Source organism: Staphylococcus sp. HMSC62B09, assembly GCF_001839115.1.
GTDB lineage: Bacteria > Bacillota > Bacilli > Staphylococcales > Staphylococcaceae > Staphylococcus > Staphylococcus haemolyticus.
Genome location: NZ_KV840085.1, coordinates 12,863 through 34,314, shown reverse-complemented (window position 1 = coordinate 34,314; position 21,452 = coordinate 12,863). Strand labels below are relative to the sequence as shown.

The window sequence follows — 21,452 nt, the reverse complement described above, 5'->3', positions numbered from 1 at the left end:
TTTACCTCCAACCTAATTAACATCCATTTATATTCATTTCCATATTTTTAAAAGTTAAAGTGTTTCCACTATAATATTATCATTTGTGAACACACAAATGTCAGATGCAACCTTTAAACTTTCGTAAGCCATTTTTTTAGCAGATAATTGGCTTGCATGACGCTTCAATGCTCTTCCAGCACTTAAAGCATAGTTGCCTCCTGAGCCAATCGCAATTAAATCATCATCAGGTGCAATGACTTCTCCAGTTCCGCTAACCACTAATATTGCATCTTTATCCATTACAATTAACATAGCTTCCAATTGACGTAATTGTTTATCACCACGCCACTCTTGAGCTAGTTCAACAGCTGCACGTTCTAAATTACCACTAAATTGTTGTAATTTTGTTTCAAACTTCTCAAACAAAGTGAAGGCATCAGCTACACTACCAGCAAATCCAGCTAACACTTTACCTTCATATAATCTGCGGACCTTGCGCGCTGTTTGCTTCATAATAACTTGCTCACCTAGTGTAACTTGTCCATCACCAGCCATCGCTGCTTCACCGTTATGTCTAACGGCATAAATAGTTGTTGCATGTAATGATGTTTTACTCATTTATTTACTCTCCTTTTTCGCTCGAGGATGTGCATTTAAATACACTTTACGTAATTGTTGGTTAGAAACATGTGTATATCTTCCAGTTGTCGAAAGATTAACATGTCCTAACAAAGATTGTACCGTTCTTAAATCTGCACCTTGATTAAGTAAATGTGTTGCAAACGTATGTCTTAATTTGTGGGGGTGAATTTCCGTAATCCCTGCTGTACGTTTAACAACATCATTTAAAACATACCTAACACCTCTCTCTGTTATAGGGGCGCCATTCATGTTAACTAATAAAAATGAATGTTTGGTATGTTGTATAGGCTTAAATTCGCTTAAGTATTGTTCAATGCTTTGACGACAAAATTCTCCAAACGGAACAAACCGTTCCTTATTTCCCTTTCCTAGTACTTTCACACCAGGTAAAGACATATCAATATCTTTAAGTTGGATATTTACTAACTCAGAAACACGTATACCCGTTGCATATAATAATTCTAGAATAACGCGATCCCGTAATCCTTTTTTTGTATCTTTTGCTACAGTTTCGAATAATGCTTCCATCTCTTCTTCATAAAAAAACTGTGGCAAGTAGTTCTCCTTCTTAGGATGAACGAGTTGTACAAAAGGATTTATAATTGTCTCATCTTGTGTCATCCAAAACTCATAGAAAGTTCTTAAAGTTGAAATCTTCCTTGATACAGTAGTACGTTTCAAATTCTGTGAATATAAATAGCTTAAATAATTTCTAGCATCTTTATATTCAAATGTTCTTAGATTTAGTAATTCTTGTTCTAAAAAATGATTAAATTGTACTAAATCATCATGATATGATTTTAATGTATGGGCGGAGAAATTTCTCTCAACTTTGAGCATATTTAAGAATGTAACTTGGATTTCTTCCACTTAAAAATCCCCTCCATCATATGCATTGTAGCATATAACATGAAAGGGACTAAAATAATTAGCTATAGAATTCAAAATCTTTTGAGAATTACTTAAAAGATTGAAATAACTTGAACGTGCGACTAAAACAATGAATTCGAAATAAATTCTATTCTAGTTCAATCACTATAATTATAGTGTTTTCTTATAATTCTCTAAATATTCGAGCGCTCTGTTAGCTTGTGCTTCGTAACGCTCTTTTTTATCTTTAATCCGTTTTTCAAGTGAAGGTAATAAACCAAAGTTAGCGTTCATAGGTTGGAAGTTCTTTTCATTTTTAGCATGGGAGATGTAATAAGCCATACTTCCTATCATTGTCTCTCTAGGGAAAATAACTTCACCTTTATCAAGTAATTTGTGAGCTAGGTTAATCCCAGCAACAAGTCCACTTGCTGCGCTTTCAACATATCCTTCAACACCAGTCATTTGACCTGCGAATTGAATTCTATCTTCTTTAATCAACTCATATTTCTCATTTAATACATCTGGAGAATTTATAAATGTATTTCTATGCATCACACCATACCGTACGATATCAACATTTTCTAAACCAGGGATAAGTTGAATTACTTCTTTTTGTGCGCCCCATTTTAAATGAGTTTGGAAACCTACAATATTATATAGCGTTCCAGCTGCATCATCTTGTCGTAATTGAACGACAGCGAATGGACGTTTACCTGTTTTTGGATCTTCAAGACCAACAGGTTTCATAGGACCAAATAATAGTGTTTTGCGTCCACGTTCAGCCATTACTTCAAAAGGCATGCATCCTTCGAAATATTTTTCTTTTTCAAATTCATTTGTTGGTGCAACTTCTGCTTCAAGTACTGCATCATAAAAGCGATTAAATTCTTCTTCTGTCATAGGACAATTAAGATAGGCTGCTTCACCTTTATCATAACGTGATTTTAGATACACTTTATCCATATCAATCGATTCTTTTTCAATGATTGGAGCAGCTGCATCATAAAAATAAAGTTGATCCTTACCTGTAATATCTACGATTTCTTTAGCTAAATTTTCTGTAGTTAATGGACCAGTAGCAATAATTGTATATCCTTCAGGGATACTATTAATTTCTTCATTAATAACAGTAACATTAGGATGATTTCTTAAAGTTTCAGTAATATAACCAGAAAAATCATGTCGATCAACTGCTAATGCACCACCAGCAGGAACTCTTGCTTTGTCAGCAGCAGAGATAATTAATGAGTCTAATCTTCTCATTTCTTCTTTTAATACACCCACACCATTAGTTAATGCATTGCCTCGTAGTGAGTTAGAACATACTAATTCTGCAAATTTATCAGTATGGTGTGCTGGCGTTTGCTTAACTGGGCGCATTTCAATCAAATTCACTTTGATACCTCGTTGAGCTAATTGATAAGCGGCTTCTGAACCAGCTAGTCCAGCGCCAACTATATTTACAGTTTGACTCATGGTTTTCCTCCTTAATTTATTATCTATTTTTGAACTTCTTCTTTATAGTCACAGTTTGAGCAAATAACTTGTGAACTGCGTCCTTTCTTATGTTCCATTAAATAATGATTACATTTAGGACAATCACGACCAACAGGTTTGTCCCAAGAAATAAAGTCACATTCAGGATAGTTTGAACAACCATAGAAAAGTCTATTTTTCTTAGATTTTCTTTCAACGACATCTCCATCTTTGCATTTAGGGCAAGTTACGCCAATAGTTTTCACGATTGCTTTCGTATTTCTACAGTCTGGGAAATTTGAGCACGCCATAAACTTACCATATCGTCCCATTTTAATAACCATAGGAGAGCCACAAACTTCACAATCTTCGCCAGCAGGTTCATCTTTAATTTCAACTTTTTCCATTTCTTCCTCAGCACGTTCAACGTCTAATTTGAAACTTCCGTAAAAGTTATCAATTACTTTTCTCCAGCCGATATCTCCTTCAGCAATTTTATCCAATAGCGTTTCCATATTAACAGTAAACTCTACATCAATTATTTCAGGGAAATAGTCTTTTACTTGTTCATATACAATTTCACCTAATTCAGTAGGTACAAATCGTTTACTTTCAAGTTTTACATAATTACGTTTTTGTATTGTGTCAATCGTAGGTGCATAGGTAGAAGGTCTACCAATTTTTAATTCCTCTAACGTTTTAACCAAACGTGCTTCTGTATAACGTGGAGGTGGCTGAGTGAAGTGTTGCGCTGGTTCAATTTGAGTTGCAGTCACTTCATTACCTTTACTCAAGTTAGGTAATTTATTTTCTTTTTCATTATCTTTATCATCTTTGGCTTCTACATAAAGCGTCATGAAACCTTTGAATTTGATTGTTTGACCATTAGCTCGGAATTTAATGTTGTTTTGGGTAACATCTAAAGCAACAGTGTCTAAAATTGCTGGTGCCATTTGACTTGCTACAAATCTTTCCCATATTAATTTATACAAACGATGCTGATCTCTAGTTAAGTATGCTTTCATTTCATCAGGTGTACGTAAAGTACTTGTTGGTCGAATTGCTTCATGGGCATCTTGGTCACCCTGTTTACCCTTAGCAGTTCTATTTGAAAGATAATCTTTACCATACTTATCTTCAATATATTGTTTCGCTTCGTCTTTAGCGGTTTGTGATATACGTGTAGAGTCAGTTCTCATGTATGTGATTAATCCAACTGTACCTTGTCGTTTTAGATCAATACCTTCATATAATTGTTGCGCGAGCATCATAGTTTTACGCGCTTTGAAATTTAATTTACGAGCTGCCTCTTGTTGTAATGTTGAAGTGGTAAATGGATTAGCAGGATTTCTAGTTTTTTCTTTTTTATTAACATTTGTAATTTCAAATTTGTCTCCATCTAATTCAGCTGTAACTTTTTCAACATCTTTTTTTGTTTTTAATTTAAATGGTTTATTTTTATAATGAAGAAACTTAGCAGTAAATTTAGATTTCTTATATCTAAACTCACCTTCTATAGACCAATACTCTTCAGGCTTAAAGTTACGAATCTCATTCTCTCTATCTATTACTAATCTTAAAGCTACAGATTGAACTCGCCCTGCAGACAGCCCCTTTTTCACTTTCTTCCATAATACTGGTGAAATATTATATCCAACTAATCTATCTAATATACGGCGTGCTTGTTGTGCATCGACTAAATCCATTTCAATGCCACGTGGATGTTTAAAACTTTCTTTTACCGCATCTTTTGTAATTTCATTAAATACTACTCTGTTTTCTTTTGAATCATCAAGTTCTAAAATTTTTGATAAATGCCAAGCAATCGCTTCACCTTCACGGTCAGGGTCACTCGCAAGAAAGACATTTTTTGCTTTCTTAGCATATTTCTTTAAGTCTTTAACAACTGGACCTTTACCGCGTATCGTAATATATTTCGGTTCATAATTATCTTCTACATCGACACCCATTTGACTTCTTGGTAAATCTCTAACATGTCCCATAGAAGCTATAACTTTATATTTTTTACCTAAATATTTTTCAATGGTTTTCGCTTTTGCAGGCGACTCAACTATGACTAAATTATCTGCCAAAGTGAATTCCCCCTTGCTATTTCAATTACTAAAGATAAATGATAAACGGTCAATTTTGTTTTTGTCAATGTTTAAATTCTATTAACGTGCATTTTAAACACTTTTTAATATTATTTTTAGCTATCAATTAGAATTAAATATAGATTTTTAATACTCTAGAATGAATCATTAATGATATCTATTTATAATCACATAGGATATCATCAGCAGAGGTTACAATCATCGCACCTTCTTGAGCTCGTTTCAAATTACCTTTTGTTAGTGGATTAAATATTGAACCTGGTAATACATATATATTTCTATTTTGCTCTAATGCACAATCAATTGTAATTTGACTACCGCTTCTAACACTTGCTTCAGTTATTAAAACCCCTTTTGAAAGACCGCTTATCAAACGATTGCGTTGCGGAAAGTGATATCGCCTAACACTAGTAAGTGGCGGATATTCACTAATAACTAAACCTTTTTCTTCAATTATGTTGCGTAATTTTTGCGTTTCTCTAGGGTAATGTATCATATGACCAAAACCTAAAACAGCTATTGTAGGTAATTGATACTCTATAGCAAAATGATGTGCTATGCTATCAGCACCTTTTGCTAAACCAGAAATAATAGTTAGTGGAATTTGTTTAAATTTAGGAAATAAGTATTGCATGGCTTTAGCTGAGTATTCTGTTGCATTTCTTGAGCCCACCACACCTAATGTATTGGAGAATGTTAATAAAAGGGGGTCACCTTGGTAAAATAGGACAAACGGATAATCATAAATTTCTTTTAACAGTCGAGGATAATTAGTGTTAAACGGTGTTGTAAAACTTACTTTGTGATTCTGCAAAAATGACAAAATATCTTTTTCATTTAAATTATTAAATTTATCAATAAAATCGTCATTATGAAACATTCTGTCCCAATTTCTTATTGTATCTATTTGATCAGTATAAGAGAATTTAAAAAAGTCAGGATTTAATTTTAATAAATGATGAATATGTTGGGTCGTATAACCTAGCCAAATTAATTTCAAAAGTAATATGTTGTTGTTAGTCATGAAGTCGTCTCCTTTAAAAACATTATAAGACAACTATGTCGTATATCACATTTCAATTAAAAGACATTTGATGGATAAAATTTAATAACTTTTAATGAGTAATTTTAATATTGAATTATGTAAACTGTCTTCATGCTCATTTTATACATAAATCTGAAACCTAAAATCCTCAGATTACTTTAAATTTTGTTAACTTAGCACTAAATAAATCGATTCACTTACTTTTGATATAATTTATAAAGCAATTTATTTACTGACTTAATAAAATTACCAACATATTCTTCTATAAACGCATTGAATCCTTTTTTAAATTGTTGGACACCATAATCTTCTGCATTCTCACCAAAGTCGCCAGTTATGCCGTAGAAATTATAACGCTCTAAGCCTTTCTCTTTTGCGTAGCGTATCATATCCCATTGCAGACAATAGGCACCCATAAATTCATTGTATTTAGGATTAGAACCACTTGATAAATAGCACATTTCGTGATTGTTATAAATAAACAATGCAGCAGCTAAATCAAGTAATGTACCATCCGTAATGATTACTTGTTCAGTTTTTGCTATTTTATTATAAAAGCTCTCTAGTTGTTGATTGAATTGGTGATATTTTATTTTTGCCTTTTTTGAATTAGCATTCACTTTAAATGATTGTTTAATTTCAGTCACTTTCTCTTCTAATTCTATCGCTCGTTGCTTTAATAAATTTATATACTTATTTAAATCAATAAAAGCTAGCTTCATACATGCTTTACCACCATAAATATCAAGCATTTGTTTGAAATAAGGTTCTTCTTGAAAATGAAAACCATATTTTTCTTCAGCCATGTGAAACAGTCGATAAAATCTATTCGTTTCTTTAATTGATAAAGTTTTTATTTGCACACCCATTTCAATTGTCTTCATAATGTTACGTCTAGTTTGATATGACATATCTTTTAATAATTGTTGTTCACTTTTATCTTTTAAATCTAATATAGAATGCCATCTTATTTGACTCATAGCTGAATAGCCAGTTGTAAAACCTTGATGTTGGTATCCTAACTTATTCATCACCTTGAATCACTGTTTATTGTTAAAGTGTTCTATAATCTCACCATCAGCACTTCTTATATTCTCCAAGACATAAGGGTCAACTAGTATAAAAACATCTCTTCGCATATTTACATAATGCGTAAATTTTTTAAAGAAAAATTCAACTAACTCTAAATTAGTAAAATCCATCACCGGTCCTCGATGGGTATATAAGTATTTAAACACCTTAAATATACGAGCATCAGTTAATATACAGGCAGCAACTACGTTACCGTTTTCTTTGACACCGACAATATGAACCCCTAAATTTCGAGCTTTCCTATATTTATATAACTCTACAATCTGAGTATAATGCGAAAAATTATTTTCTCATAAAAAATTCAAATTCATTTAATTCTAAAGTTGTAAAATTCAAATCATTAATACTCTTTTTCCTCAAATTCATTTATGCCTCTTTATTAGATCTTATAAAAATCATATCGTAGTTATAATTATGTATCACTCGATGTGCTACTACTTTTTTTATAACCACCTAAATTCCAATTTTGATCTAAACTTTGAAACTACATGAGTTTACCATCATAATTACCATCCAACACTATTGCTGTATGTTCAAATCCACCATCATACCTTCCACTAAAAACTACAACATCTCCAGGTTTAGCTTCTAAAGTAGAAGTGTTTTTATATTCAATTTTCACATTTCCATATTGTTTTTTAGAACTTGTTTCATTTGTCACAACTATATTTTTATTAAAATCATCCTGTGAAGTTATTACTACTTTATCGTTAGATTTTATCTCACTTGCATATGCACTATAATTTTGATTAATAAAAAATAAAGAACCTACTACAAAAGACACTACACCGATAGTTATTTTCCGAATAGAAAAATTTGATGATATGATATTTTATTCATGATGCTCCTCCTTTTATCAATACACCGCTATTATATATCATTTATAATAAATTAAATTTTTTATAAATTATTTATGTAACTAGTCTTATATATATATTAACTTCGACTTTGACTTTAATAATTATTAATTACTTATAATAAATTAAACAAAAGACCTGATTTCCAATATTAGAAATCAGGTCTTAGACAATAAAATCAATTCAAATTTTAATGATGATTATTTAATTGTTAATAATTCTTCATAAATACCAGCTTCTTTAGCTGCTTCGATTAATGTAGTACCGATTTCTGAAGGTGTATCCGCAGTTTTAACACCACATTCATTTAATGTTTTAATTTTTTCATCTGCAGTACCTTTACCACCAGAAATAATCGCACCAGCGTGACCCATACGTTTACCTGGAGGTGCTGTTTGACCACCAATGAAACCAATAACTGGTTTGTTCATATTCGCTTTAATCCATTCAGCTGCTTCTTCTTCAGCAGTACCACCAATTTCACCAATCATTACAACAGCTTTAGTATCTTCATCTTCATTAAACGCTTTAAGTACATCGATAAAGTTAGTACCGTTGACAGGGTCGCCTCCAATACCTACAGCTGTAGTTTGACCAATGCCTTCTTCAGTTAATTGATGAACCGCTTCGTAAGTTAACGTACCAGAACGTGATACAACACCTACATGACCTTTTTTATGAATATATCCTGGCATGATACCAATTTTACATTCATCAGCAGTAATAACACCTGGGCAGTTTGGTCCAACTAAGCGTGTTTTTCTTCCTTCTAAGTAACGCTTAACTTTAACCATGTCAACAACAGGAATATGTTCAGTAATACAAATAACCATATCTAAATCTGCATCTGCTGCTTCCAAAATAGAATCTGCTGCAAATGGCGCTGGAACATAAACTACAGATACGTTAGCACCTGTTTCTTCTTTAGCTTCTGCAACAGTATTATATACAGGTACGCCTTCAACAACTTGTCCACCTTTACCTGGTGTTACCCCTGCAACAATTTGTGTACCATAATCAAGCATTTGTTTTGTATGGAAAAGGGCAGTAGACCCTGTAATACCTTGTACCATTACTTTAGTATTTTTATCTATAAATACACTCATCTTAGTGTTCCCATCCTTTCCTTACGCTTCTTTAACAAGCTTAACAATTTTTTGAGCGCCTTCAGCCATTGTAGCTGCTGGTTCAATTGCTAAACCTGATTCGTTTAAGATTTCTTTACCGCGTTCTACATTTGTACCTTCTAAACGAACTACTAATGGTAAAGTTAATTCAACTTCTTTAACTGCTGCTACGATACCTTCAGCAATAACATCACATTTCATGATTCCACCGAAGATGTTTACAGAGATACCTTTAACATTGTCATCACCTAAGATGATTTTGAATGCTTCAGTAACTTTTTCTTTTGTAGCGCCGCCCCCTACGTCTAGGAAGTTAGCTGGATTTCCACCAAAATGATTAATAGTATCCATTGTAGCCATCGCTAAACCAGCACCATTAACCATACAACCAATATCTCCATCTAATGCAATGTAAGATAAGTCATATTTAGATGCTTCAATCTCTTTAGGATCTTCTTCTTCTAAATCACGTAATTCTTGGATATCTTTATGTCTGAATAATGCATTGTCATCGAAGTTGATTTTAGCATCTAAAGCTAAAACTTCACCTTCACCAGTAGTAACTAATGGGTTAATTTCAACGATAGAACAATCTTTTTCGATAAATACATTGTATAAAGAAATTAAGAATTTCGCTGCTTTATTAATAGATTCTTTTGGAATGTTAATGTTGAAAGCAATACGACGCGCTTGATAAGGTGATAAACCTACAACTGGGTCGATTGTTTCTTTAAAGATTTTTTCTGGTGTTTTAGCAGCTACTTCTTCAATTTCAGTACCGCCTTCTTCTGAAGCCATTAAAGTAATACGATCAGTTGCACGGTCAATTACAAAACCTACATAATATTCTTTTTGAATATCGCAACCTTGTTCAATATACAAACGTTTAACTTCTTTACCTTCAGGTCCAGTTTGATGTGTAACTAATTGTTTACCTAATAATTCATTGGCATATGTTTCAACCTCAGATAATGATTTAGCAATCTTAACTCCACCTGCTTTACCTCTACCCCCAGCGTGGATTTGTGCTTTAACCACATAAACCTCTGTGTCTAATTCTTTAGCCTTTTCCACTGCTTCTTCAGCAGTAAATGCAACTCGTCCTTCTGGAACGGCTACGCCCATAGAACGAAATATTTCTTTACCTTGATACTCGTGGATATTCATCTTCCATCCTCCTACTTCTTAGGTTAAGTTCAGTTATAATTATAGAAAATGAAAGCGCTATTGTAAACTGAAAGTGTTCCACTTTTTGCAATTAATTAAAAATTCAAATAATTACATCATAGATTTGATTGGTTCAAAGCTTTTACGATGATACGGTGTAATACCGAGTTTATTTAGGCTTTCTAAATGTGCTTTAGTTCCGTAACCCACATTTTTCTCAAATTCATATCCTGGATATTCATCTGCAATCTCTTTCATTAAATCATCTCTGTATTCTTTTGCCATTATACTTGCTGCAGCAATAGACACACTCTTTGCGTCGCCTTTAATAATAGATGTTTGAGGAATTGTTGTATCTAAAGACATTGCATCTATTAATAAATGATCTGGACGATTTACTAATTGACTCAAAGCTCGATTCATTGCTACTTTAGTTGCGTTATATATATTCAGTTCATCGATCTCTTCTGGTCTAGCTAAACCATAGGCATACTCCAACACCCCGTCTTTAAGCTTTTTATTAAGTATTTGTCTTTTTCTCGCTGTTACTTTTTTAGAATCATCAAGTCCTAAATAGCGATGCCCTTCATTTAAAATCACTGCACATGCAACAACAGGACCTGCTAGCGGACCACGTCCAACCTCGTCAATACCACAGATTAATGCTTGAGGATTGTTATTCAGCAACTCATTTTCAAATTGATTCATTGTATTGTAATGGTCTAAAATTTCTTGTTCTTTTAAAAGTTGTTTACGACGTCTTGTAATAGCTTGTTGTACCCCTTTACGAGCGTCTTGATTTAATTCATGTTGTTCTAAAACTTCAATTGAGTTAATTTCAGATAATATGTGCTTTGCTTCATTAATTGTTTGTGTCATTATCTAATTCACTCTTCATTTCTGAATATAAGTCAAAACAGTATGTTCCAATTTTGGCATTTCTAACGTCATTAATTATCAGTTCAATAACCGCTTCGTAATCTACTTCATTGCCTCTTTGTAAAAGTCCACGTCGACGTCCAATTGCATCAAACCATTCTAATATTTCAGCATCTGCAGGTAAATCAATCTTATAATGTTGCTTAAAACCTTCTAAATCATGGTTAATTAAAAACTGTAAACCATAGATAGCAACTTCATCTAAATGTACAATACTGTCTTTTATTGCGCCTGTTAAACTTAATTTTTTACCAACAATTTCATCTTCAAATTTAGGCCATAAAATTCCAGGTGTATCTAATAATTGTAAAGATTGCCCAACTTTAATCCACTGTTGTTGTTTGGTTACACCTGGTTTATTACCAGTTTGTGCAATATTTTTTCGTGCTAATTTATTAATCAATGTTGATTTACCAACGTTAGGTATGCCAACAATCATTGCTCTAATTGCTCTAGGTTTAAGTCCTTTAGCTTTCTCACGTTCAAATTTTTCTTTTGTTGCTGCTATGGCTGCAGTTTCTACACCTTTTAAATTTTTGCCATGCTTAGCATCTACTGACACAGGATAATATCCTTTATCTATAAAGAAGCGTTCCCATTTTTGCATTTCATTTAAATTGGACATATCTTTTTTATTAAGAATAACTACGCGCGGTTTTTGTTTAATTACTTCATCAATCATTGGGTTACGAGAACTATATGGAATACGTGCATCAACTAATTCAAATACAACATCTACTTTTTTTAATTGTTCTGTTACCTCTCGTTTAGCTTTTGCCATATGTCCTGGATACCATTGAATTGCCATTAATTGTCACCTTACTTTCGATATATTTTAATTCAACTTGTTGATTATAATTGAATTTTTATTTGAGAGCCACTTTTTTTCTAAGTTCATCATTTATTTTATCATTCATTAATTAAAACGATAAAGTACAATAAGTTTATAATGTCAGAAAAGCATAATTACTTTTAATCGCACAATCTATCCCCTACAATTTAATTATACTGTTACAATTATAATCCTATCGCTTAGAGGTAAATTATGAAGAAAATATTAATATATATAGGTATATTCTTAACTCTGTCTTTCATAGGACATAGCTATATAATTTTTCGCTTTATTCACGACGGCGTTTTATTTACAGGACCCAACGATGGTATCGAACAGATGATACCTATTCAAATGTTTCTATTTGATAAATGGAGCGTTGGCAATCTTTTTTATGCTACTGATTTTGGTCTAGGTGGAGATTTTTTTACGGATTTAAGCTATTATTTCTCAACAAACATACTATTTATTATTAATGTACTATGTATCATTCTATTAAAAACAATTATTCATATAAATACTCAGGGATTACTATTTTGGATGGTAAATGCGCTAGTTATTTCCATTATTAAAGCTGCATTAGCGATGTATTGTACCTATCTCTATAGTAAATTTATTTCACGTAATACTTGGATTAGTATTATTATGGCATTTCTATTTGTTATGTCGCCGCTTTATTATCGCTTTACTGTTTATTGGCCATTCTTTAGTGATGTATTTATTTGGATGCCATTGTTACTATTTTCTATAGAACGCACACTTCAAAAACAAAAGTTTGGTCTATTTATTGTCACAATTACACTAATAATGATAAATAATTTCTACTTTGCATATTATCTTTGTCTTATAGGTGCAAGTTACATACTTCTTCGTATAATTTTTAGACACTCTAAAGATATTATTCCACGTGGCAAAGCTTTACTATTATTTGCTATCAGTGCCATTTTAGGATTAGGTAATAGTTTATTTATGTTCTTCCACGGTGTTCAAAGTTTTTTAAATAATCGTCGTGTCCCTTTTTCAGGAACAGTAAATACCTTCGAAAAGCTAGATATTAACACAAATATCTTCTTTGATAATTATTTAATCGTATTGTTATTTCTAACTATTCAAGCATTATTATTTATTAAACTTTATAAACACTTTTATTATCGCTTATTCGCAATTTTAACTTTCGCATTTATTCTATTAAGCTTTGTACCATTTATCGATCAATTGTTTAATGGATTTTCTGCACCACAAAAACGTTGGCATTTTATATTGTCTTTTAATTCAGCCATATTAATTGGTCTATTTCTAAAATATTTTAGAACACTAAAAATCAAATCATATTTAATTAGTAATATTATTGCTGAAATTATCATTTTCGCTAGTGCTATTACCTATCATAAATTTGTAGCTTGGCTTGTACTTGTACCAATCGTTTCTTTAATAGGGTTACTTATTTTAATTTTAAAAGATAGACGTTATCGCATTAATCTAAGCTATATATTCGGCATTTCTATAATCTTACTCAATTTAATGGTTTCTTTCGTCTTTATTAAAAATCAAATTTATTTTAAAGATCATCAAGAACGAGCTAATACATTTTATATTAACTCAAGTTTATATAGTTCAGACTTACAACGTTCATTAGTTAATACAATGGAGAATAGTAAGCGAGAAGATGAACGTATCGATTGGCGAGTGAATGAGCAAGATAACACACCTATGTACCAACACTTTAAAGGACTAAGTTTATATTCAAGTATCTTCCATCATAATATTCTCGATTACTATTATGATGCACTAAAAATTAATCTTGCCGAGGAGTCACTAAGTCGCTATCAATCAATAAATGGTCGACAAAATATAGCAAGTCTTTTCTCAGTACGTTATATGATGCTAAAAGATTATCAGGGAAATTTACCCGCCTATTTTAAAAAGGTTAAAACAAGTGGACAATATTCTATCTATGAAAATACACTTAATTTGCCGAGTGTTAAAGTTACGAAAAATGTTTATAATAGTAAATCTTTAAAAACATCTATAGATCGTGAGCATGCGATGTTAAATGGTGTGATCATGGATAATGCAGGAAAATCTTTCAAACAACCAGCATCTAATTTACTATCAAAAGTTGATATGCAACAACAAAATATTAAGCAAATTGGAAAAAATCGCTATAAGGTTATTGGTGGCAAAGGTGGTACTATAAAATTACATCTTCCAAAACAAATACGTGATAAATATGATGATTTTTATTTAACGATGAAGATTAAGAGAGGTAATCCAGATAGTAATTACACAGTCGCTATCAATAATTACGCTAATCATCGATTGTTTAATAATTCTACCTATCGAACAGGTGTAGACACTCAACTTTATCGCACTCATCCAGATAAAAATGGTGATATCACTATTACCCTTTCGCCTGATGGTGAATTTTATGTCGATTTACAACAATTAAATGGCGAAAATTATGATACGCTTAAAAAGGTGCATGATAATGCTAATTTTGATACAAGTTATCATGATATTAAAAATGGTATACAAGTCCAACTCAGTCACCATGAGAGTGGTATAGCCTCAATAAACATTCCTTATCGAAAAGGAATGCGTGCATATGTTGATGGACAACCTGCAAAAATCCAAAAAGTAAATTATATGATGACCGGTGTTCCAGTCGAAAAAAATGCAAAACAAATTGTCATTAAATATCAACCTCCTTACTGGAATACTATGATATTCATTTCATTAATGAGTATGATTCTTAGTGCTGTTTTTGTAAAAATTATTAATTCAAAAAAACGAAAGATGAGGAAGTAATTTGATTAAAAAAATATGGTCAAAACCCTTTTGGACGTTTGGTCTCATTTTCATCATAGCTAATATCGTAACACTAACCATTTATTATCCATTTATCCGAGATTACATAAAAGATGGCGTGGTATTTAGTGGCTCTGGTGATGGTTTTAGACAAATGATGCCGTTCCAATTATATTTATATGAACACTTCACACAATTAAAAGGATTTTACGATCATTCATTTGGACTAGGCGGTGATTATGTTAAAGGGTTAGCCTATTATTATTCCCTTACACCAATTATGTGGGTCAATTTTATTATTGTATGGATTGGTGAACATTTATTCCATTGGCAACCGCAAAACATTCGCTTTTGGCCAACGAATCAATTAATTGTTGCTTATGTACGAACAATAATTACTTTTATTTGTGCATTTTATTATTTTAGATATTTAAAGTTAAGTTCTACACCTCTGTTGATAGCAACAATTTTATATGGGGCATCAACAGTAGTGTTATATTACAATTTTACTTGGTCATTTTATGGAGATTTGTTAATTATATTGCCATTATCATTATGGGGAATGGAACGTTTCTTTCAACGTAGAAAGATAGGTTTGTTCATCTTTGCAGTGGCAATCACACTATTTTCAAATTTTTACTTTACTTATTATCAAGCCATTGTGTTAGGTATTTATTTTATATTACGTGTCGTATTCCAGTATCGCTATGACATCGTATCTCGTTGGCAAAAATGTTATTTACTAATTATAGGGGCTATGTTTGCGCTCCTATCAAGCATATTAGGTTTTTACACTGGTGTATCATCTTTCCTAAATAATGATCGCCAACAAAATTCTGATTTCAACCTCTCTCTATTTACTGATCTAACTAAAAATAATTATTATATATTTTCAAATGGCTTTTATGTAACAATATCACTTATTGCATTGGTAGCATTATTAACGCCAAAGTTATATAAACACTATTACTATAAAATTTTTGCTATTATAACGTGGTTCTTACTTATTGGTTCATTATCACAGTACTTTGACAGTGCTTTTAATGGATTCTCATTACCACAACGACGGTGGGTTTATTTCTTAGTGTTATCTACAAGTGGACTGATTGCTTTATATATTTATCACTTATCAGAGTTGACTATGAAACAGTTTCTATTTGCAGCTGTGCCCGTATTTATTGGTGGTTTGTGTAGATATATCATAGCTGACAACTTTGTAGATTGGATGGTAATTGCTTTAATTATCATCGTTGTGCTAGGAATATTTATCTATCACAAATCTTTACTGAAACAACCAATTATTATGTTATCGTTGATTGTGCTATTTTTCGGTCAACAAATTATAATGACACATGATTCAAGACAAAGAACGATAGACCCATATTCAACGACAATCAATACATTGAGCGATCCTTCATACTATAATGATACTATTGCTAAAAAAATTGATTCTATCAAAGAACATCATGATGATCCATTTCATCGTATTGATTATATGTCGGCATATGCATTAAATTCTCCTTTTCTTTATCACTACAATGGTATTTCGTTATACTCAAGCATTTTTGATGGAGGAATTTTGAAATATTATGATAAATTAATGCAAATTAATATGCCTGTTGATAAAAATAGTACGTATCGCTTTTTAGGAAATCGTGCAAACTTAACTGCTTTATGGAATGTTCAAGATCGACTACGTCATCCTGAAGATCAAAATATGACTTACGGTTTTGAAAAGAAAGATATGATATTGAATGGTAAAAATACGCTTATCCATTCTAAAAACATGATTGACTATCCATCAGCTCATGTAACTAATCATATATATAATAGTGATGATTTAAAGTCACCTTTAGATCGTGAACAAGCTATGTTAAAAGGGATCGTATTAAACGACAATTCAGAAAAAGCAAATACTTCATTTAAAGCTAATAAAAACCTTTTAAACAAGTCAAAAATGTCTACAAAAAATGCGACTTGGAAAAATCAAAATCATCTTAAAGTACACAAAGATAATGGTGGGGTTACATTAAAATTACCTGAATCTGTCGCTAATCAGTATAAAGATATGTACGTAGAAATGGATGTTGAACTACTTTCGCCTGACAAAGCGCATTCAGTAGGTGTTAATGAATATTCGCAAAATCGAAATGAACTGAGCTACAAATATCGTCGCTTAGTTACACCAGTTACAATGCGTGTTAAAGCGTCTGATAAGCTAAATATTCATCTATCTAAAGGGAATTATCGTTTATCTGTAAAAGGTATTTATGGTGAGGACTACAGCACACTTAAAAAAGCTTCAAAAGAATTAACACCTGTGAAAGTTAAAGACATGAGAAATGGTTATGTCGTCAAGAAACCAAAGAACGCAACAGGCTATGTCATTTTACCAACAGTATATGCAAATGGTATGCATGCGAAAGTCGATGGGAAAGAAATACCTGTTCACCAAGCTAATGGTATCATGACAGCAATATCAGTTAATAAAGGAGATAAAGTGATTAAACTCACATACACCCCTCCTCAATTCTATCTACTTGCTATTATGAGTTTCATTGGTGTTATCGGTAGTATATTATTTAGTTTATGGGTTAAGAAAAAACGATAAATTAAGATAGTTAATAAATTAAACTTTAATTGTTTTAAATGTGAATAAAAATAATAAAGCTTCCAATCTCAACTTGAAAGAAGAAGATTGGAAGCTTTATTTGTAAGACAAACGTTGTATCTAATCTCTGTCTTATTATTATACTCAGTTTGCTGATTAACGAATTTCTTGGATTCTAGCAGCTTTACCACGTAAACTACGTAAATAGTATAATTTAGCACGACGTACTTTACCACGACGTTTAAGTTCGATTTTTTCGATTTTTGGAGTGTGTAATGGGAATGTACGTTCCACGCCTACACCTGAAGAAATTTTACGAACTGTGAAAGTTTCAGAAATTCCTCCACCACGACGTTTGATTACAACACCTTCGAATACTTGGATACGTTCACGTGAACCTTCTACGATACGTACGTGTACACGTAAAGTATCACCAGTACGGAATGTTGGTAAGTCTGTACGTAATTGTGATTTTGTAACTGCTTCGATTAACTTATGATTACTCATTGATATACTCTCCTTCAACCTATGTTCTTGCCTAGACATTCATATAGCAGCGGATCATAGTGATAATTAGTGTCTTTTCACACTTGATATATATTAGCATAATACTAATTGTTTTTCAATTGCTTTTTATAGCTTTCTATAAATTTTTCATCGTCTTCTGTTAAAGGATATCGATCAAGTAAGTCCGGTCGCTTATGATAAGTACGGATTAATTTTTGTTCATGTCGCCATTGTTCAATATTTGCATGATTACCTGATAATAATACATCTGGAACGGTCATATTTTCAAATTCTCTTGGACGCGTATATTGAGGGAATTCTAATAGACCATCTGAGAACGAATCATCTTGATGTGATTGTTGATTTCCTAATACACCTGGTATTAATCGCACAATCGCATCTGTCATCGTCATCGCTGGCAATTCTCCTCCAGTTAATACATAATCCCCAATTGAAATTTCATCCGTCACTAGGTGCGTTCTTATACGTTCATCATAACCTTCATAATGTCCACAAATAAATACGATATGCTCAGCTTCGCTTAATTCTTGTGCAATTTCTTGTGAAAAAGGTCTACCTTGAGGACACATTAAAATGACACGCGTTTGATCAGTTCGTTGTAAATCTTTCATAGCATTGAAGACTGGTTCAGGTTTTAGGACCATACCCTGTCCACCACCAAATGGGTAATCATCCACTTGATTATGTTTATTAATGGCATAATCTCTAAAATTCACAGTATTCACACTAATGATTTCTTTATCCTGTGCCCTTTTTAAAATGGAGTGATTGAGTACGCCATCAAACATCTCAGGAAATAAAGTTAAATAATCAATTTTCATTAATCTAACAACCCTTCCATAGGTGTTATACGAATCGTTTTATTTTCAATATCAATTTCTTTAACTACATCAGCTATATAAGGAATGAGATATTCCTTTTCTCCTTTAACAACCCAAACATCATTTGCACCTGTTTCAAAAATATTGATAACTCTGCCGATAGGTTGATTGTCATTATCAAATACAGTACTTCCAATGATGTCAGAGTAGTAATATTCATTTTCAGCTAATTCAATATCTTCATGATCGCGTTCTTGGTACAAATAGTCACCTTTATATTGTTCGACGTCATTAATGTTATTTATTCCCTCAAATTTCAACATATGAAATCCTTTATGAACACGGTAAGATAAGACCGTCAATTGTTCTTCATGATTTTGATGATTTACCGTCAATACTTCACCTGGTTGGAAACGGGTATCCGTAAAATCGGAATTAGATTTCACTTTAACTTCACCTTTAATTCCATGTGTATTTACGATTTGACCAACTTCAACTTGCATATTTGCACCTCATTTAATCCATTAATGTCATTTTGTTTATCATATCATGATTTTTCAGTATTTAAAAAGGCGCCATCAGTTGGCGCCTCTATTACTTTACTTATAAAGTTTAAGCTAATTATTTAGCGTGTTTTTGTTCATCAAAAGTTTTTAAAATACCTTGTTTAGATAAGATATTATGAACTGTATCAGTTGGTTTAGCACCGTCTTTTAACCATTTTAATGCTAATTCTTCATCAATTTTAACTTCTGGAGCATTAACACTAGCTGGGTTGTAAGTACCGATTTGTTCGATAATACGACCATCACGTGGTGAACGTGCGTCTGCTACTACGATACGATAGAATGGATTTCTTTTTGAACCTAAACGAGTTAAACGAATTTTAACTGCCATATATAAAACTCTCCTTTATATCTTTTACTTTTTATTTTCTACAAGAAATAATATTAACAGTAACTTGATATTTTGTAAAGACTTTTTTCTTTACCAAATCTAGGTTTTTTTAAAACCGTAGATTTGGTTATGGACTAGCTTTAGCTAGGCCGAACCTTTTGCTAAATGTTTGGTAGTACATTTATTTTTTCAATAAACATCAAAATATCGAACACTATTTGAGAAGCGTTCGATATTTTCACTTAATTAAAATGGTAAGTTCATACCTTTTAACATATTTTCCATTTGACTACGTTTGCCTTTTTTACCTTTACGGCCAGCACCACTGAATTGCTTCATCATTTTCTTCATATCATTAAATTGTTTCATCAAGCGATTCACTTCTTGTAGTGAACGCCCAGAACCTTTGGCGATACGTTTTTTTCTTGAAACATTTAGTACTGCTGGGTTTTCTCTTTCACTTGGTGTCATAGACTGGATAATTGCTTTAATATGGTCAATTTGCTTTTCATCCATATTTAACTTATCCATGCCTTTCATCTTATTCATTCCTGGAATCATTTTCATGATGTCATCAAGTGGGCCAAGATTTTTAACTTGATCCAATTGTTCAAGGAAATCGTCCAATGTGAACGTAGAATTACGCATTTTTTGTTCTAAATCTTTAGCTTTTTCTTGGTCAACATCTTGTTGTGCCTTTTCAATAAGACTTAAAACATCTCCCATACCAAGTATACGAGAAGCCATTCGCTCTGGGTGGAACAGTTCAAGTCCATCCATCTTCTCACTCATACCAACAAATTTAATTGGTTTTTGAGTTACTGAACGAATAGATAAAGCAGCACCACCACGAGTGTCTCCATCTAATTTAGTCAACGTAACACCCGTAACGTCTAATTGGTCATCAAATGATTGAGCAACGTTAACAGCGTCTTGCCCAGTCATAGCATCTACAACTAACATGATTTCATTAGGTTTAGAAATTTCTTTAACTTCTTGAAGTTCATTCATTAACGCTTCATCAATATGCAAACGACCTGCTGTATCAATGATTACAAAATCTAAATGTTCTTCTTTGGCATGTTTTAATGCATTTTCAACGATTTGTTGCGGTTTAACTTGGTCCCCTTCACTATAAACAGGAACGTCAAGTTGTTTACCTACCGTTTGTAATTGGTTAATTGCCGCTGGACGATAAATATCCGCTGCAACTAACATTGGCTTTTTATTATATTTTTTACGCATTAATAATGCTAGTTTACCGGCTGTTGTTGTTTTACCTGCACCTTGTAAACCAACCATCATAACAACAGTAGGTGGCTTGTTTGCCATTTTAATCGTTGAGTTTTCGCCACCCATTAATTGAGTTAATTCATCTTGTACAATTTTAATGACTTGTTGACCAGGTGTTAATGATTGCATTACATCTGATCCTAAGGCACGATCTGACACTGTCTTAACAAATTCTTTAACTACTTTAAAGTTTACATCGGCTTCTAATAATGCTAATCGTACTTCACGCATCATTGCTTTAATATCCGCTTCAGTAACTTTACCTTTACCACGCATTCTCTGTATCGTAGCTTGCAAACGATCAGATAATCCTTCAAATGCCATATCAATTGCCCTCCTTTATCTCTA

At 32.3% G+C, this 21,452-nt stretch carries 16 protein-coding genes and 3 pseudogenes; 2 read left to right on the top strand and 17 right to left on the bottom strand.

The window, feature by feature from the left end; genetic code table 11:
• Window positions 1-54: 54 nt before the first annotated feature.
• The 12 genes and pseudogenes from hslV to ylqF form a co-directional block, all read right to left on the bottom strand.
• Window positions 55-600 (bottom strand): ATP-dependent protease subunit HslV, encoded by a 546-nt coding sequence (hslV, locus tag HMPREF3265_RS00750; protein ID WP_070442306.1) that lies wholly within the window; start codon window positions 598-600, stop codon window positions 55-57.
• Complete coding sequence (xerC, locus tag HMPREF3265_RS00745; protein ID WP_276311345.1) at window positions 601-1,464, bottom strand: tyrosine recombinase XerC; 864 nt, start codon at window positions 1,462-1,464, stop codon at window positions 601-603. It abuts the gene before it with no gap.
• 201 nt (window positions 1,465-1,665) lie between these two features.
• A complete protein-coding gene (gene trmFO / locus HMPREF3265_RS00740; RefSeq protein WP_037537326.1) occupies window positions 1,666-2,973 on the bottom strand; it encodes an FADH(2)-oxidizing methylenetetrahydrofolate--tRNA-(uracil(54)-C(5))-methyltransferase TrmFO in 1,308 nt (435 codons plus the stop codon).
• Window positions 2,974-2,996: 23 nt separating this feature from the next.
• Window positions 2,997-5,066, bottom strand: coding sequence for a type I DNA topoisomerase (topA, locus tag HMPREF3265_RS00735; protein ID WP_070860842.1), 2,070 nt, complete (start codon window positions 5,064-5,066; stop codon window positions 2,997-2,999).
• Window positions 5,067-5,244: 178 nt separating this feature from the next.
• Window positions 5,245-6,111 (bottom strand): DNA-processing protein DprA, encoded by an 867-nt coding sequence (gene dprA / locus HMPREF3265_RS00730; protein WP_070860841.1) that lies wholly within the window; start codon window positions 6,109-6,111, stop codon window positions 5,245-5,247.
• Window positions 6,112-6,329: 218 nt separating this feature from the next.
• Window positions 6,330-7,560 (bottom strand): annotated as a pseudogene (locus HMPREF3265_RS00725) (aminoacyltransferase).
• A gap of 30 nt (window positions 7,561-7,590) precedes the next feature.
• Window positions 7,591-7,834: pseudogene (locus HMPREF3265_RS12770) on the bottom strand (cell wall hydrolase); the annotation flags it as partial.
• 141 nt (window positions 7,835-7,975) lie between these two features.
• A pseudogene (locus HMPREF3265_RS12765) lies at window positions 7,976-8,032 on the bottom strand (hypothetical protein); the annotation flags it as partial.
• Window positions 8,033-8,281: 249 nt separating this feature from the next.
• Entirely contained in the window at window positions 8,282-9,187 is a 906-nt protein-coding gene (sucD, locus tag HMPREF3265_RS00715) for a succinate--CoA ligase subunit alpha (RefSeq protein WP_037551652.1), read from the bottom strand.
• Window positions 9,188-9,208: 21 nt separating this feature from the next.
• A complete protein-coding gene (gene sucC / locus HMPREF3265_RS00710; protein WP_070860839.1) occupies window positions 9,209-10,375 on the bottom strand; it encodes an ADP-forming succinate--CoA ligase subunit beta in 1,167 nt (388 codons plus the stop codon).
• 111 nt (window positions 10,376-10,486) lie between these two features.
• Window positions 10,487-11,254, bottom strand: coding sequence for a ribonuclease HII (locus tag HMPREF3265_RS00705; RefSeq protein ID WP_070442293.1), 768 nt, complete (start codon window positions 11,252-11,254; stop codon window positions 10,487-10,489).
• Window positions 11,238-12,122 (bottom strand): ribosome biogenesis GTPase YlqF, encoded by an 885-nt coding sequence (gene ylqF / locus HMPREF3265_RS00700; protein WP_070442290.1) that lies wholly within the window; start codon window positions 12,120-12,122, stop codon window positions 11,238-11,240. The genes HMPREF3265_RS00705 and ylqF overlap by 17 nt, the downstream gene beginning before the upstream one ends.
• A gap of 237 nt (window positions 12,123-12,359) precedes the next feature.
• Between ylqF and HMPREF3265_RS00695 the strand changes: the two genes are divergently transcribed.
• Together HMPREF3265_RS00695 and HMPREF3265_RS00690 are read left to right on the top strand one after the other, a co-directional pair.
• Window positions 12,360-14,954, top strand: a complete 2,595-nt coding sequence (locus tag HMPREF3265_RS00695; protein ID WP_070485024.1) for a YfhO family protein — start codon at window positions 12,360-12,362, stop codon at window positions 14,952-14,954.
• A 1-nt stretch (window position 14,955) separates the two neighbouring features.
• Window positions 14,956-17,565, top strand: coding sequence for a YfhO family protein (locus HMPREF3265_RS00690; protein WP_070442282.1), 2,610 nt, complete (start codon window positions 14,956-14,958; stop codon window positions 17,563-17,565).
• Window positions 17,566-17,721: 156 nt separating this feature from the next.
• Here the strand turns inward: HMPREF3265_RS00690 and rplS are convergent, their stop codons facing one another.
• From rplS to ffh, 5 genes are all read right to left on the bottom strand, one after another.
• Window positions 17,722-18,072: a 50S ribosomal protein L19 gene (gene rplS / locus HMPREF3265_RS00685; protein WP_011275959.1), complete on the bottom strand. Its 351-nt coding sequence runs from the start codon at window positions 18,070-18,072 to the stop codon at window positions 17,722-17,724.
• 104 nt (window positions 18,073-18,176) lie between these two features.
• Complete coding sequence (gene trmD / locus HMPREF3265_RS00680) at window positions 18,177-18,914, bottom strand: tRNA (guanosine(37)-N1)-methyltransferase TrmD (protein ID WP_011275960.1); 738 nt, start codon at window positions 18,912-18,914, stop codon at window positions 18,177-18,179.
• Complete coding sequence (rimM, locus tag HMPREF3265_RS00675; RefSeq protein WP_011275961.1) at window positions 18,914-19,417, bottom strand: ribosome maturation factor RimM; 504 nt, start codon at window positions 19,415-19,417, stop codon at window positions 18,914-18,916. The genes trmD and rimM overlap by 1 nt, the downstream gene beginning before the upstream one ends.
• A gap of 118 nt (window positions 19,418-19,535) precedes the next feature.
• Window positions 19,536-19,811, bottom strand: a complete 276-nt coding sequence (gene rpsP / locus HMPREF3265_RS00670) for a 30S ribosomal protein S16 (protein ID WP_011275962.1) — start codon at window positions 19,809-19,811, stop codon at window positions 19,536-19,538.
• A gap of 246 nt (window positions 19,812-20,057) precedes the next feature.
• The gene (gene ffh / locus HMPREF3265_RS00665; protein WP_011275963.1) at window positions 20,058-21,428 is read right to left on the bottom strand and encodes a signal recognition particle protein; all 1,371 of its coding nucleotides are present in this window, start codon (window positions 21,426-21,428) and stop codon (window positions 20,058-20,060) included.
• Window positions 21,429-21,452: the final 24 nt, after the last annotated feature.

Bases quoted from the DNA above. Each gene is read 5' to 3' on its own strand.
- hslV (WP_070442306.1), bottom strand. From the start codon at position 600: ATGAGTAAAACATCATTACATGCAACAACTATTTATGCCGTTAGACAT.
- sucD (WP_037551652.1), bottom strand. From the start codon at position 9,187: ATGAGTGTATTTATAGATAAAAATACTAAAGTAATGGTACAAGGTATT.
- sucC (WP_070860839.1), bottom strand. From the start codon at position 10,375: ATGAATATCCACGAGTATCAAGGTAAAGAAATATTTCGTTCTATGGGC.
- rplS (WP_011275959.1), bottom strand. From the start codon at position 18,072: ATGAGTAATCATAAGTTAATCGAAGCAGTTACAAAATCACAATTACGT.
- trmFO (WP_037537326.1), bottom strand. From the start codon at position 2,973: ATGAGTCAAACTGTAAATATAGTTGGCGCTGGACTAGCTGGTTCAGAA.
- rimM (WP_011275961.1), bottom strand. From the start codon at position 19,417: ATGCAAGTTGAAGTTGGTCAAATCGTAAATACACATGGAATTAAAGGT.
- HMPREF3265_RS00695 (WP_070485024.1), top strand. From the start codon at position 12,360: ATGAAGAAAATATTAATATATATAGGTATATTCTTAACTCTGTCTTTC.
- trmD (WP_011275960.1), bottom strand. From the start codon at position 18,914: ATGAAAATTGATTATTTAACTTTATTTCCTGAGATGTTTGATGGCGTA.
- ylqF (WP_070442290.1), bottom strand. From the start codon at position 12,122: ATGGCAATTCAATGGTATCCAGGACATATGGCAAAAGCTAAACGAGAG.
- dprA (WP_070860841.1), bottom strand. From the start codon at position 6,111: ATGACTAACAACAACATATTACTTTTGAAATTAATTTGGCTAGGTTAT.
- HMPREF3265_RS00705 (WP_070442293.1), bottom strand. From the start codon at position 11,254: ATGACACAAACAATTAATGAAGCAAAGCACATATTATCTGAAATTAAC.
- rpsP (WP_011275962.1), bottom strand. From the start codon at position 19,811: ATGGCAGTTAAAATTCGTTTAACTCGTTTAGGTTCAAAAAGAAATCCA.
- ffh (WP_011275963.1), bottom strand. From the start codon at position 21,428: ATGGCATTTGAAGGATTATCTGATCGTTTGCAAGCTACGATACAGAGA.
- xerC (WP_276311345.1), bottom strand. From the start codon at position 1,464: ATGCTCAAAGTTGAGAGAAATTTCTCCGCCCATACATTAAAATCATAT.